The 13,763-nt window shown below is 75.2% G+C and carries 8 protein-coding genes; 1 reads left to right on the top strand and 7 read right to left on the bottom strand.

Features of this window, described 5'->3' with window-relative positions:
- Positions 1–26: 26 nt before the first annotated feature.
- Entirely contained in the window at positions 27–302 is a 276-nt protein-coding gene (locus tag IG02_RS0121160; protein ID WP_030750321.1) for a hypothetical protein, read from the bottom strand.
- On the bottom strand, positions 272–706 hold the full coding sequence (locus IG02_RS37915) for a DUF6415 family natural product biosynthesis protein (RefSeq protein ID WP_051765449.1): 435 nt from the start codon (positions 704–706) through the stop codon (positions 272–274). The genes IG02_RS0121160 and IG02_RS37915 overlap by 31 nt, the downstream gene beginning before the upstream one ends.
- A gap of 284 nt (positions 707–990) precedes the next feature.
- On the opposite strand from IG02_RS37915, the gene IG02_RS0121150 reads away from it, so the two are divergent.
- On the top strand, positions 991–2,412 hold the full coding sequence (locus IG02_RS0121150) for an ATP-binding protein (RefSeq protein WP_030750314.1): 1,422 nt from the start codon (positions 991–993) through the stop codon (positions 2,410–2,412).
- 67 nt (positions 2,413–2,479) lie between these two features.
- Here IG02_RS0121150 and IG02_RS0121145 read toward each other — a convergent pair whose 3' ends face one another.
- From IG02_RS0121145 to IG02_RS42995, 5 genes are all read right to left on the bottom strand, one after another.
- On the bottom strand, positions 2,480–5,224 hold the full coding sequence (locus IG02_RS0121145; RefSeq protein WP_234314843.1) for an FtsX-like permease family protein: 2,745 nt from the start codon (positions 5,222–5,224) through the stop codon (positions 2,480–2,482).
- On the bottom strand, positions 5,221–6,132 hold the full coding sequence (locus tag IG02_RS0121140; RefSeq protein ID WP_078854669.1) for an ABC transporter ATP-binding protein: 912 nt from the start codon (positions 6,130–6,132) through the stop codon (positions 5,221–5,223). The genes IG02_RS0121145 and IG02_RS0121140 overlap by 4 nt, the downstream gene beginning before the upstream one ends.
- Before the next feature lie 176 nt (positions 6,133–6,308).
- On the bottom strand, positions 6,309–7,868 hold the full coding sequence (locus IG02_RS0121135; RefSeq protein WP_234314842.1) for an RICIN domain-containing protein: 1,560 nt from the start codon (positions 7,866–7,868) through the stop codon (positions 6,309–6,311).
- A 36-nt stretch (positions 7,869–7,904) separates the two neighbouring features.
- Positions 7,905–12,239, bottom strand: a complete 4,335-nt coding sequence (locus IG02_RS36745; protein WP_037803775.1) for a hypothetical protein — start codon at positions 12,237–12,239, stop codon at positions 7,905–7,907.
- A complete protein-coding gene (locus IG02_RS42995) occupies positions 12,236–13,342 on the bottom strand; it encodes a type VII secretion system-associated protein (RefSeq protein WP_063756828.1) in 1,107 nt (368 codons plus the stop codon). Before IG02_RS42995 ends, IG02_RS36745 begins: the two co-directional genes overlap by 4 nt.
- Positions 13,343–13,763: the final 421 nt, after the last annotated feature.

Raw genomic sequence — 13,763 nt, 5'->3', positions numbered from 1 at the left:
AGCTCCGGGGGATCGATGTCAAGGGATCAATGAGGGTGGCCCGGCGCCAGGCAGCGGTCGGCGGGGGCCGCGTGGTGGGCGTGGTGCAGGGTCAGCAGGTACCCGAGGCAGTCGCGGCACGCGCACAGCGGCGTCTCGTACGCCCGGTGCCCGGGGCCGCCGGGGCTGGCCATCGTGCCGATACGGACGGTCTCCGCCCCGGAGCGGCGGCACAGGAAGCAGGGGCCGAGGTGGAACATGGCCGGCCCCGGGACGGTGAGCCGCAGGGAGATCACCGCCCCGCGCCCCTGTCCGCGCCCCATTGCCCGCTCCCGTTCGCACCTCGACCCGTGTCCCTGTGCGCCTCCCGGCCCGTGTCCCCGGCCACGAGCGCCGCGCCGAATTCGTCGAGAAGCCAGCGGCAGTCCCTGCTGAGCAGTTGGACCCGCACGTGTGCGGCCAGCAGGCCGCTCGGTTCCTGTTCGGCGTCGACCGCGCGCCTGACACCTCCGAGCCGCGAGACGAGCGTGTACCACTCGACGCCGCCCTTCCACAGGCCGTCCGCCTCCGCCTGGGCCACCGGCAGCAGAACCCGGATGTGACCGCGCAGCTCACCGGCGAGCGCGTGCAGCTGCTCTATGGTCCCGTCGGACCGGCCGAGTTGTTCGGCGCGGTCGATGGCGGCCCGGACGGCCTCGGCGGTGACGGGTGCGGGTGCGGCGCTCATGGTCGGCTCCACGTGACGGGCTTTGCCTCACGTCACATGGTGGTCACTCGACAAGACCCTGGTGTCCACAGAGTGTGAACACTGACGGTGACACCCAGAACGGTACGCCCGACCCGCGCGCCGGGCGGACATGGCGAGCGCCGCCGCCCCTCCCGGGACCCGGCCCTGCGCCCCGCGACGCGTCTCCCATCGCGCCCACTCGGCCGTCGCGGCTACCATGCTTTCATGAAAGAAAGTTGCATCGAAGAAACTTTCTTACGAGAAAGCAAGGCGAAGGGCGCGGCATGGACGGATTCATCGGACGCCGAACCGAGCTGGACCGGCTGGACGACCTGCTGCGCACCGTGAAGACCGGTGGACGTGGCGGGCGGCCCGGGCGTGCGGTCCTGATCCGCGGGCGGCGTCGCGTGGGCAAGTCCCGGCTGGTGGAGGAGTTCCTGGAGCGGGCCGGGCTGCCGCACGTGTTCTTCACGGCTGTCGGCGGCTCCCGCGCGGAGGACCTGTCGGGCTTCCGCGCCGAGGTCACCGCCTCCGGCCTGCCCGGCGCCGACCGATTCTCGGATCTGCCCGCCCCCCACTCCTGGGACACGGCCCTGAGCCTGCTCGCCACGGTGCTGCCCACCGATGCGCCCAGTGTCGTCGTCCTCGACGAGATGCCCTACCTCGTACGTGAGGACCCCAGCTTCGAGGGCACTCTGCAGAAGGTCTTCGACCGCACCCTGTCCAGGCTGCCCGTCCTGCTCGTCCTCGTCGGCTCCGACATCGCGATGATGGAACAGCTCAACACCTACGGGCGCCCCTTCTACCAGCGCGGCACCGAGATGGTCGTCCCCCCGCTGAGCCCGCACGACGTCGCGACAATGCTCGACCTGCCCCCGGCCGAGGCCTTCGACGCCTATCTCGTCTCCGGCGGGCTCCCGCTGATCCTGGAGGAATGGCCGCACGGCGGGGGCCTCTGGGACTATATGCGGCAGGCCCTGTCCACGCCGACGTCCGCTCTGCTCGTCAGCGGTGAACGCGCCCTCGCCGCCGAGTTCCCCACCGAGGCGCAGGCCCGGACCGTCCTCGGCGCCATCGGCCACGGCGAGCGCACTTTCACCCTCATCGGCCGGGCCGCGGGCGGCATAAACCCCGGTTCCGTCAAACGTTCCCTGGAGTTCCTCACCGGCCGTCGCATGGTCGCCGCCGAACTGCCCCTGTCAACCCGGCCCAGCCGCGAGACCCGCTACCGCGTCGACGATCCGTACCTGCGCTTCTGGCTGTCCTTCGTCGGCCCCGGCATCCCGTCCGTCGAACGAGGCCGGGGCGACCGCGTCCTCGACGCCATCCGTTCCAGTTGGACGTCCTGGCGTGGCCGGGCCGTCGAGCCCGTCGTCCGCGAGGCCCTCTGGCGCCTCGCCGACGACCGCCTTCCTCCGGGCACCAATGCCGTCGGCGGTTACTGGACGCGCACCAACAACCCGGAGATCGACCTCATCGGCGCCGATCGCTCCCCCATCGCCAAGAAGATCACCTTCGTCGGATCCGTCAAGTGGCTGGAGAACAAGCCTTTCGACCACCGCGACCTCGCCCAGCTCGTCGGTCACCGCTCCCAGCTCCCCGGAGCGGACGAGAACACCCCGCTCCTGGCCGTCGCCCGTAGCGGCTGCACCGCCGGAGGCGTCCTCGTCCTGGCGCCCGACGACCTCCTCGAGGCATGGTCCTGACAGCACAGGGCACCTCGGCCGTGGGCATGAGGCCCGGGGGCCCCGGCGGTGGCGGCCGGGCCCCGGCTCAGCGGCGCTCCAGGGGGTACGTGCCCCTCAGCGTCGGGCGGAGCGGGAGCAGCGTGCCCGCCACGGCCGTCACCGCCACCACCGCCACCACCAGGCCGCCCACCACCGGCGGCAGGTACGGCAGCGAGCCCGCCAGGGCCAGGGCGAACGCGAGCAGCGGGACCGACGCCACCGTCACGCCCACCACCAGGCCCGTCAGCGCCACGGCCGCCGCTTCCAGGGTGAGCATGGACCGCAGGGGGCGGCGGCCGGCGCCCGCCAGGCGGAGGAGGCGCAGCTCCGGGCGGCGGCCCACCGCGATGAGCGACAGGGTGCTCAGCACGGCGATCACGGTGAAGCCGGCGATCGCGCCCACCACCGCCACCGTGACCAGCGAGACCAGTTCCGCGTCGTCCGTCGTCACTTGTACGGGTCCGGGCGACAGGTCCACCCGGGCGCCCGGCAGCGCCGCCGCCAGTTCCCCGCCCGTCCGCGCGGGGTCGGCGTCCGGGGCGAGCGCGACCAGGACCCGGGCCGGACCGGGGACGGACATGTGCCGCAGCAGCTCGTCGCGGGAGAGGAGGAAGTCGCCGAAGGCCAGGAAGCGTTCGTACGTCGCCACCACCCGCAGCCGTGCCTCCTGCCCGTCCCCGAACCGCAGGGTGACGGTGTCGCCGGACGTCCCCGGCCGTACGCCGAGCGACCGGGCCCGGTCCGCGCCGACCGCGACCGTGCCGGGGGCGAGGTCCGCCACGCTCCCCTCCGTCACCTCCGGATCCAGCGTCCGCTCCAGGCCCTCCGCCGTCACGCCCAGCACCGGCAGCGGTTCCAGCTCGGGCGCGCCGAGGGTCTTCCCCGCCAGTACCACCGAACTCCGTACGACGTCCGTCGCCGCGCTCACGCCCGCGGTCCGCCGGATCCGGTCCAGCGCGCCGCCCGGCAGCCCGCCCTCCGCACCGACCGTCAGGCCGGCGCGCAGCGCCGCGCGTGCCTGCTCGTCCGCCTGGCGGGCGACGGTGGCGCCGCTCGCGAGCTGCACGCAGACGAACGCCGTGACCAGCACGATCGGCGTGATGGCCGCCCCGAGACGGACCGCCGACGCCGCGGAGTCGGCGGCGGCCAGCCGTCCGCCGGAGCCGCCGAGCCGCCGCATCGGCGCCCCGAGCACCCGCATCGCGCCCGTGGCGATCCACGGCCCGAGCAGCGCACACCCGGTCACCATCGTGATGGTCGCCCCACCGGCCGCGGCGCCCGCCGCCTGACCGCTCTGGGTCGTGGCCGTACCCGCCGCCGTCACGCCCAGTCCCAGCAGCACCAGCCCGCTGATCCGCCGCCCCTGGCCGGGCTCCGTCTCGCGCAGCGCCTCGGCGGGCCGCGCCTTCACCGTTCCGGCGCAGGCGATCAGCGCGGCGAGCCACGCCATCAGCACCGTGATCCCCGCCGTGACCAGCGGGGCGGCCCACAGCCAGACCGGCGCGGGCAGGACGAGTCCGGCGGGCAGGGCGTCCTGGACGACCGGCAGGGCACGCAGTACGAGGTACCCGGGCACCGCCACCAGCGCGCCGCACGCCGCGGCGACGGCCGCGATCCGGCCCACCTCCCGGCCCACCGCGCCGCGCACCTGCCCCGGTGTCGCGCCCACCGCGCGCAACAGCCCCAGCTCGTACGAGCGTTGCCGCAGCGCCTGGACGGTGGTCGAGGCGACCACGAGCAGCGAGACGAGGACGACCGTGCCGGCCACGGACGCGAACAGGGCCAGCAGGGTCGAACGGGCGGGAGCGACACCCAGGTATGCGGCCGCGCCCCGCTCGTCCCCGGTCAGGACCCGCAGGCCGGACGGGTCGCCGTCGGCACGCCGGCCGGTGTCCTGGAGGCCGGCCTTCGCCAGGGCCTGCCGTACGTCCTCGGCCAGCGCGCCGGTGGACACGCCCGGCTCGGCGACGACGCCGACGGCGTCCAGCGAGTCCCGGTGCCCGGACAGCCGGCGCGCGGTCTCCTCGGAGAAGTGGATCACCGGGCTCGGCGTCGTGCCGGTCGCCGTGCCGGTCGCCGTGCCCGGCCCGTCCGTGACGCCCACGACGGTGTACGGCGTGTCCGCGCCCGCCACCCGCAGGACGACGCGCTCGCCGGCCCGGGCGACTCCCCGCTCCACGACGACCTCGTCCGCCCCTCGCGGCGCGCGTCCGTCCCGGAGCGCGTACGGCGCGAGCCGGGCGGCGGGCCACGGCCGTCCGACCGCGGCCGCCCCGCCGACGCCCACCTGGAAGACCCGGTCGGCGACGGCCGCCTCGACCCCGGGAACGTTCCGTACGACGTCGAGAGCCGCGTCCGGGACCCGTACCCGCTCGGTGAGCCCGGCCCGTACGGTCGTGGTTCCGCCCAGCTCCTTCGCGGTGTGCGCGGTGTTCTGGTTCCCGGCGACGACGAGGTCGGCAGCGGCGTACCGCTCGACGCGCGCGTGCCCGAGCACGGCGGAACCGAGGGCGAGCCCGAACGAGCCGAGCAGGAGGGAGGTGAGTGCCAGCGCGGCGAACACGGCGGCCCAGGCCTTGCGGTGCGTACGGGCCGAGCGGGCGGCCAGCAGCCGGGTCACCTTCACGTCGGGGCCGATGGTGCCGGGCCCGATGCCGCCGGGGCCGATACCGCCGGGCCCGTCGGCGAGGCGGGAGCCGGAGGCGGCGCCCATCTCTCGCCGTGCGCCCGTGCCCGTGGGTATGCCCGTGTCGGCGCCCGCGCCCGAGTTGTTGAGGGCGTCCTCGCTCATCGCGCCGCTCCCGCGTGCGCGGTCGAGAGGACCGGCGTCCGCGTGTCCGCCGGTGCCTTCACCGGTCCGGCCTGCCGTCGCTCCCCGTCACGGCCCAGTGCGCCCATGAACCGGCGCACCTGGTCGGGGTCCGCTCCCTCCAAACAGTCCACGACCCGCCCCCGTTCCAGAAAGAGGATCTCGTCCGCGCGGGCCGCGGCCACCGGGTCGTGCGTGACCATGACGACCGTGTGACCGTCCCGGTCGACGGCCCGGCGCAGCAGCGCGAGCACCTCCTGGGCGGTGGCGGGGTCGAGGGCTCCCGTCGGTTCGTCGGCGAAGACGATGTCCGGACGGGTGACGAGCGCGCGGGCGATCGCCACGCGCTGGCTCTGGCCGCCGGACAGCTCCGCCGGTGACGCGCCGGCCCGCTCGGCGAGGCCCACGGCGGCGAGGGCGTCCCGGGCGCGGAGTTCGTCGCCCGCGGCCGTGCCGCCGAGCATGAGCGGCAGCACGACGTTTTCGAGGACGCTCAGCGACGGGACGAGATTGTGCGCCTGGAACACGAACCCGAGCCGCTCGCGCCGCAGCCGGGTCAGCCGGGTCTCCGAGAGCGAGGACAGGTCCGTACCGCCGATGCGCACGGTCCCGCCCGTCGGCCGGTCGAGTCCCGCCGCGCACTGCAACAGCGTGGACTTGCCGCACCCCGAGGGGCCCATGACGGCGAGGAACCGCCCGGACGGGACGGTGAGGTCGAGGGGGCGCAGGGCGGGGACCCCGCGCTTGTACTCCCGGTGGACCCCTTCGAGCACCAGCGCGCCGGCCGGGGAACGGGTCCCGGACGCGGGCCCGGCTCCCGCCCGTCCGGCCGTCGCCGCCGCTGCCGCTTCAGCTTCCGTACGGGGGTGACCGCCGCGCCGCCAGAACATGCTTGTGCCCTCTCGCAGTTGAGGTGGATCGCACGGCGCGCCGCTGTCCTCGCCGTACCGTGCAGAACGCTACGAGAGCGGCCGGGAGGGCCGGGAGAGAGAACGTCCCCGTTTCCGTGGTGTAGCTGACTACACCTCGGAAACGGGGACGTGGGTCCGTCGGAGCGGGTCCGTCCTCAGACGATCCAGCGGTCGCCGAAACCGCACGCGGCGATTTCGAGCCGCGCGTCGTTGCCCGCCGTGGCTCCGCCGGTCGGGCGCAGGCACAGGTCGTTGCTGACGGCGTTACGGATCCAGTTGGTCCCGTCCCCGCGGGGGTCGAGCCACCAGAGCTGGTTGTCACCGGTCGCGTTGCAGTGGAACTCGCTGACCTTCGTGCCCGCCGACCTCGCCTTGTAGTAGCCCAGGTCCAGGCACAGCCCGTCCTTGCTGTTGCGGATCAGGAAGAGGGGGGCGTTCTGGGGGCCACCGTCCTTGTCCACGATGTCCAGGTTCCACAGCTGGTTGTCGCCGGTCGTGTCGTTGCACGGGTACTGGTTGACCGGCTCGTTGATCTTGCCCTTGTCGTAGTACCCGATGTCGATGCACTGGCCGGTCACCGCGTTCTTGATCACGGTGTTCTGCACGCCGGAGCGGCCGTTGGCCCACTGGCGGAGCTTCTCGGCCGCGGTCAGCTCCTTGACCTTGGGCTTGGGCTTGTCCTTGGGCTTGTCCGCTTCGGGCTTCTCGGACGCGCTCGGCGACGGCGCGAGCGTCTGCTTGTGGACCACCGGCGCGGGCGGCTTCTCCTTCTTCTCCTCCTTCTCCTTGCTCGGCTTGGGGGAGGGAGCCGGTGACTCGCTCGTGTAGGTGTCCGGAACGGCGGAGCGCTCGGCGTCCAGGACCGTGCCGGCCGCGTTCTGCGTGCGGGTCCGTTCGGGCTCGCGCTCGTCCTGCCCGGCCACGAGGAACGGGACCGCGATCAGTATCGCGCCGACGATCGCCGCCGCCGCCAGCATCGGCTTCTTGGGGCGGCTGCCGGGCGGTTCGTCGCCCGCGCGCGAGCCCGTGCCCGCGCCACCGCTGCCCGCCGCTGCCGCCGCCACGGCGGCGTCCGGCGCCGCGCCGCCGGCGGTGCTGACGGTCGCCTGCATGGCGGTCGGAGCCGAGGAGGACGCGGAGGACGCCGAGGAGTCGGGCGCGGACGCGGCCGATTCGGCATTGCCCTTGGCCGCCGCCTTGACCGCCGCCTGGGTCGCCGCCCTGTCCGCCGCCTTGGCCCCGGCCGGGGTGGCGGCCGACGACTTCGGGGCGCCGATGCCTCTCGCGGTGCCGGTGGCCCCGTCGGCGTCCGTACGCTCCGTGGCCTTCTTCCGGGCGTTCTTGCTCTCCGGGCCCTTGTTCTCCGGGTCGTCGCCTTTCGGGCTCTTGTTCTTCGGGTCGTTGCGCTCGGGACCCTTGTTCTCCGGCCCGTCGCCCTTCGGCCCGTCGCTCGTCGGTCCGTTGCGCTCCGTACGGGCACTCGCGTCCGGGGTGGCCGCGGCGGGCGACGCGTTCGTACGGCCGCGCTGTCCGCCGCCCGGCGTCAGAGCGCCGCCAGGGGCCAGAGCACCGCCCGGGTCCCCGGCCGCTCCCCGCATCGTCACCGCCCTGCGGACCGACACCGGCGAGCTTCCGGGCTTCCCGGAGGCGCCTGCGTCGGCGGACGTGCCGGACCGCGGCGGTATGCGGTTGGAAGGATCATGCTCACGTGCCATGCAACTTCCTTACTCATGTCTGGGTTCGGTGTCGCGTCACGGCCCGGCGCCCACGGCGCCGACGCAGCGCTCCGGCCAGTGGCCGGTGCCCTCCGGTGCCGCCGAGCGCCCGCGCACGACATCGTCCAACCGGGCGAGTACAGCGCGATCCGCTTCGGGATCGGGCGTGGCCGCCGCGGCAGGACCGGTCAGTTCACGCAGGAAAATCTGTACGGACGGGCCGTCGCGGCGGACGTCCAGCACCCGGAAGAGGGTCCCCGGGGCGAACACCACCTCCTCGGGCCCACGGCTGTGGTCGGACAACTGCCGTACGCGACGGCCGGTCGCCGACCAGATGACATAGCTCCCGCCCGGAATCATGGACGTACGGGTGGGATCGAGCGGCGTGGTGCTCAGCAGGGCCGCGTCGCGCAGCAGTGTCCCGCGACGGGGGAGGGCGGGGACGCCGGAGCCGTCGGCGGTGGGGTCACTGCCCGTGCCGCGCAGCACAGCGCCCCGGTAGGACGGCAGCCGGTTCAGCGCCGAGGCCACGCAGGCGCCGTACGGCAGCATGTCGGGCTCGTATTCGCGCAGGGCGCGGGTCACCGCGCCATGGCTCAACGGGCCTTCGGATGTGTGCAGATACATGCGCAGCGCGATCAGATCGGCGCGGGCCGCCTCCTGTTCCTTGCCGCGCAGCGCGGGCATCCGGGCGAGGGAGCGGGCGACGGCCGCGCCGTGCCGGTCCCACATGCCCTCCGCGAGCGCGCGGAAGGCGGTCCGTTCCACTTCGCTGCTGCGGTGTCCGGGGTCGAACGGGACGGGGGGCAGGGGGTCCTGGGGGACATCGGCGTCGTCGTCGGCCTCGGCGTCGTCGGCGTCGGCGTCGGACTCGGTGAGGGTGTCGGTGTCGGCGTCCGGGACCTCGGGTATGCCCGGGGCGTCAGGTACGTCAGGTACGTCAGGGGTCCCCGGGGTGCTGGGGGCCTCCGAGGCGTCGGAGGTCTGCGCCGCCTCGCCCGCTTCGTCCGCTTCGCCCGCCCCCGGAGACGTGGGGGGCGTGGGAGGCGCCGGATCGGCCGGCGTGCCGGATTCCGCGCGCACCGATTTCGGCGGGGGTACGTCGTCGGGCCGGCCCGGGGCCTCCGTCCCGCTCGGCCGGGGATCGCTCGCGGGCTCTTCGGCGGGACCTCGCGTCGCGGGCGGCTCCGGGCCGTCCGCCGACGCCGGATTCTCCTCCTTCGCGGGGCCGGAGGCGTCAGGGCCGGCGGTACGAGGACCGGCGGCGCGGGGGCCGGACGCCCCGGGGAGGTCGGCCTGGGCATCGCGCCCGTCTCGTCCGTCGCGCCCGTCGTGACCGTCGTGACCGTCGCGCCGGTTTCCTTGTGGCTCCGCCGGACCGGACGGTTCGGGCCGATCGTCCTCTACGGCCTCCTCGTGCGCCCCGGGGTGCGGAGCGCGGAACGGCCCTCCGCTCGGCCCCGGCTCGTCGGCCGGCGTGCGACCACCGGCCGCATCGGAGCCGTCGTCCCTCGTGGGGGCGTCGGCCCGGGCAGGACCGTCAACGCGCTCCGGACCGCCGGCCCGCACGGGACCATCCGCCGCCACAGCACCGCCGACCGCACCAGGACCACTGTCCCGCTCGGAATCCCCGGCATGGCCGGACCTCGCCCCAGGCCGGCTCGGTTCGTCCGGCCGCTGCGGGCCGTCCGCTCGGCGGGGGTCGGCGGTCCCCGCCGGGGCATCGGGCCCGGCAGGGTCCGGCTCGGTGCCGGCCCCGGGCTCGGACCCGGTGTCGTCGCCCGCACCCGGCCGCGCCGCCCGCATGGGGGCCGCGCTCCGGTCGGCGTCGGGAGTCGGCGTCCGGGCGTCCTTCTCCTCGGCAGGCTCCGGCGCCCCGTGGCGCTCGGCGGGTTCCCGCTGTTCCGCCGGTGCCGGGACGGTGGGGCCGGCCGCGGTGCCGGGCGCCGGTTCCCCGGCCGCGCCCGGCCTCCTGGGGCGTCCCAGCGACCCGATCGGTACGGGGTCGTCGGACCAGTCGTCCAACTCGGGCTGTCCGCCGAGGTCCGGGGGCGTCCCGGGCTTTTCGGGTGTACTTGGCGTTCCGGGCGCCCCAAGTGCCCCAGCGCCTCCGGGGACTCCGGCCGTGCCCGCGCCCGCGCCGGGGGTCCGTCCGGGCGCCCCGGTGCTCGCCGACGCACTCGCGTCCGTCCCCGCCGCCGTGCCCGCGGCCATGGCCTCCCTCAACTGCCGGGCACGTTCGGCGCGTCCATCTGTCGTTCTGTTCGCGCTCGCCGCCGCGGCCATGGCCTCCCTGAGCTGCCGGGCGCGTTCGGCCCGTGCGGCCCGGCCGGCGCCTTCCGCCAGGCGGGCGGGCCCGGATCCGGCGGCCCGACCCGGCTGCAGCGGCCGCAACGGCAGGTCCGGCTTCCCCGACGGACCCGGCCGGCCTGCCTGACCTGGCTGACCTGCCTGACCTGGCTGACCTGCCTGACCTGGCTGACCTGCCTGACCTTGCTGCCCCGACTGTCCCGGTCGCATCGGCAAACTCGACTGTCCCGGCTGTCCCGGCCGCAACGCCCCCGGCCGCGCCGACTCCGTCTGTGGTCCCTGACCTGGTCCGGGGCCCGTAACCGCCCCCGGGCGCCCCGCCGGTGCCACGGCCCCGGCCGAACCGGCCTCCGCCGCGGCGGCCCGCTCCGGCCGTCCGGTCCCCCGTACGGGCGCCGTCGCCGGCCGGGTTCCCCCGGTCGGCACCGGCACCGCCGACGGCGACGGCGACACCGGGGTGGACACCGGTGCCTGCGCAGGCCCGGGTGCGGGCGCGGGCGGCGCCCCGGCCGTGGCGGCCGTCGCGGCCTGGCCGGGCCGAACCTGGACCTGGGGCTGGGCCGGGGCCAGGGTCTGAGCCGTCGGCCTCGGGCGGGCCGGTGCCGGGGCGGGGGCGGCGTAGCGGAGGGTGCGCAGGCGGTACTGGGCGGCCAGTCGGCGCAGTTCGCGCCCGCCGTCCTGGGACACGCCGTGCACATGCAGCGTCGCGCGCTCGCGCAGGGCCGGTGTCAGGGCTCCCAGCAGGTTCGACAGGACCGGCCACAGCGACGCGTCCATGAGTTCGCCCGGCATGCCCAGCTCGATCACCGGGCCGGCCGCGTCCACCTGACGTGCCGTGGGGGACAGCCTCGGGCCGTTCCGAGGACCGAGCCACAGGCCCGCCCTGGTGACCGTGACCTGCCAGCGGTCGGTCAGGCCGACCACGCCCTCCTCCGGGCGCGCGGGGCCCGGCAGCGGCGGGGTCCAGCGCAGCAGCCGGGGCGGCCGGGCACGGCCTTCCCCGTCCGGCGGCCGGCACACGACGGCGTCCACGAACGGCATCCACTTCGGCGTGCCGTCCGGTGCGGCCAGCACCGACCGTACGGTGTACGCCCCCAGCGGACCGCCCGCGGCGACGAGCGGCAGACCGGTCATCACCTCCACGTCGGCGGCCAGCCGGTCGGACACCGACTGCGCCAGCGGCAGCACGTCACGCCGCCCGCCGGGCGCGAGCCGTACGCCGGACCTGACCTCCTCCGGCAGGGCCTCGAGCACCTCGGCGACCTCCTCGGCCGACACGTCCTCGCCGTAGGGCACGCCAACGACCACGGCCGGGCGCCGGGGGTCGACCGGCACGGCGTGGTAGAGGTCGCCGGGCTGGGCCGGAGTGGCCTCGGCGGGGCGTATCAGCAGCCCGGCCGGGATCTGTTCCACCACGCTCCCGCCGGCCGTACCCGACGGCACGCCGCGCAGCGCGGGCTGCCAGGACGGCTCCGGGCTGCGCGGGCCCAGGGGTTCCGGGTTCGCGCCCGGGGCGAACCGCCACCAGCCGCCCGCCGACGGCTTCCCGCCGGCCTCCGGTGCGGGCGGGACGAAGAGCGAGCCGCCCGGTACGACGAGGGGCGGCCCGTCCGGGGCCTTCACCTCGAATCCCCAGGCGTCGGCTATCCGGCGCGCCGTGGCGGGCCGGTCCTTGATGTCGTGCCCGGCACCGGCCATGACCAGCCGTACGGTCTCGGTGCCCGACTCGCTCAGGGAGTCCAGCAGTTCGCTCAGCCTCGGCCAGAAGGCGGCGGCCTCCATCCCCTCGGCGCCCGCGATGACGGTCACGGTCCCGTCGTCGTTACGCATGCTGCGCGCCAGATCGGCGACGTCGGCGGGGGTGAGCGTGTCGTCCGAGGGGGTCCGGAGCAACAGCAGGCCGTCGTGGTCCTCGACCAGGAGCCCTTCCGGCGCGTCCGGCATCTCCTCCTCGGCCGGTACCTCACCGGCCGAGGGCACACCGTCGTCCCGCAGGCGCTTCGCGACAGCCGCGGAACGGTCGCCGCGGCGCCGCGCGAAGGGACCACCCCAGGGTGTCACTCCTCCGGCCTCCTGCCGACCGGAGCCGCGCCCGCCTCGGTGGCGGCGGGTGCGTCGGGCACGCCGGCCCGGCCCGCACCGTCTTCCGCGTCAGCCGTGGCGATGTCCGCGCCCGCGGCCGTCGTCGGGCCGGCGGAAGCCGCCGCGCCCGCGGCCGCCTTGTCGTCCGCCCTGTCGGCCGCCCTGTCGGCCGCCTTGTCGTGCGGCTTGTCGTCCGTCGCCCGGACCGCCGGATCCGCCACCCGTACCGCGTGGATGCGCGGAGTCCTCGGCTCCCCCGTCCCGTCCACGCTCACCGGGCGGGCCTCGCCGCGCTCCTGGGCCGCGATCTCCTCGGCCAGCGCCTCGGTCTCCATGATCATCCCCGCCGGTCCGGTCGGGTTGACGTAGAGGGAGTGCCCCTCGGGCAGCCCCTCGACCACGTCGGGCACCGGCACCAGCCGGGCGGCGAACGTCCCGACGACGCGGTAATACGCGGGGCTGGTGAAGACGGGGATCACCGGCTCGCCCTGCGCCGACCGCACGGCCACCGGCTCGCCGTCGGGGCCGACGAGCACCGCGACCTTCGCGGCGGCCAGCGTACGGAGGACCTCCCCGGCGGGTCCGTAGCCGGTCACGGCGCGCTGGATGGCGGACTCGACCGGGTCGGTGGCCCGGGGCCAGCCGAGCGCGTCCGGGGAGGGGCGGTACTCCTCGTTGTCCTCCCACGCCACGACCGTGCCGGTGGAGTCCGTACGCCACCGGCCGGGGATCGCCCAGTCGGGCGGCGCGCCCTCGCCCGACCACGCGGGATCGGGAACGCTCAGCCACCGGTCGGGCAGGCCCCGGGCGGCCTCGACCACTTCCGGGGGCGGTTCGGGCAGGGACTCGGCCGGGCCGTCCGCTCCGTCGGCCTGGTCCTCGTCGGCCTGGTCACCGTCGGCCACGGCCGCCGGCCCGACGGTGGCGGCGGACTCGACGGCGGCGGACTCGGTGGCGATCTGCCCGTGCACCGGTATCGCCCCGGCGTCTTCGTCGGCGGGGAAGGGCTCTGGTTCGGGCTCGGGTTCGGGTTCGGGCAGAACAGGTATCTCCAGGACGGCCCTGTCGTCGTACTCACTCACCGGCGGGCACTCCAGAAACAGAAGACACGGTCCATCCTTTCGAACTCACCCTCATCAGTTAACAGTCTGGTGGTGCAGACCTCTAAGTCGGGGTTCCCTTCCATGACGTGCCGGGGTGTGGAACGTGAACGTCGTCTGACACGGCAGGATCGAGGTCCGGTCCGAGGACGACTCTGTTCCCGGCCGCGTCCAGCGGCGTGCTCCTGACGCCCCGTTCGTACGCCACGAGAGGTGCCGTGCTTCGAGGAAGACGCCGCCCGTCGCCTCCGCGTTCCACCGCGCGGGCAGAAAGCGGAATCGCCGACCGCGCGTGAGACCGCCGTCGGTTACGGGCTGGAGACCACCTTGGAGTACCGCCCGAGGATACCGTTCAAAGGGCAACCGTAGGATCACAGTTTCGAGTTCGCCGGCCGCGCCGGCC

The sequence above is a fragment of the Streptomyces sp. NRRL F-5135 genome (assembly GCF_000719775.1).
GTDB classification, from domain to species: domain Bacteria; phylum Actinomycetota; class Actinomycetes; order Streptomycetales; family Streptomycetaceae; genus Streptomyces; species Streptomyces hebeiensis.
This window is presented reverse-complemented; position numbering and strand designations above follow the sequence as displayed.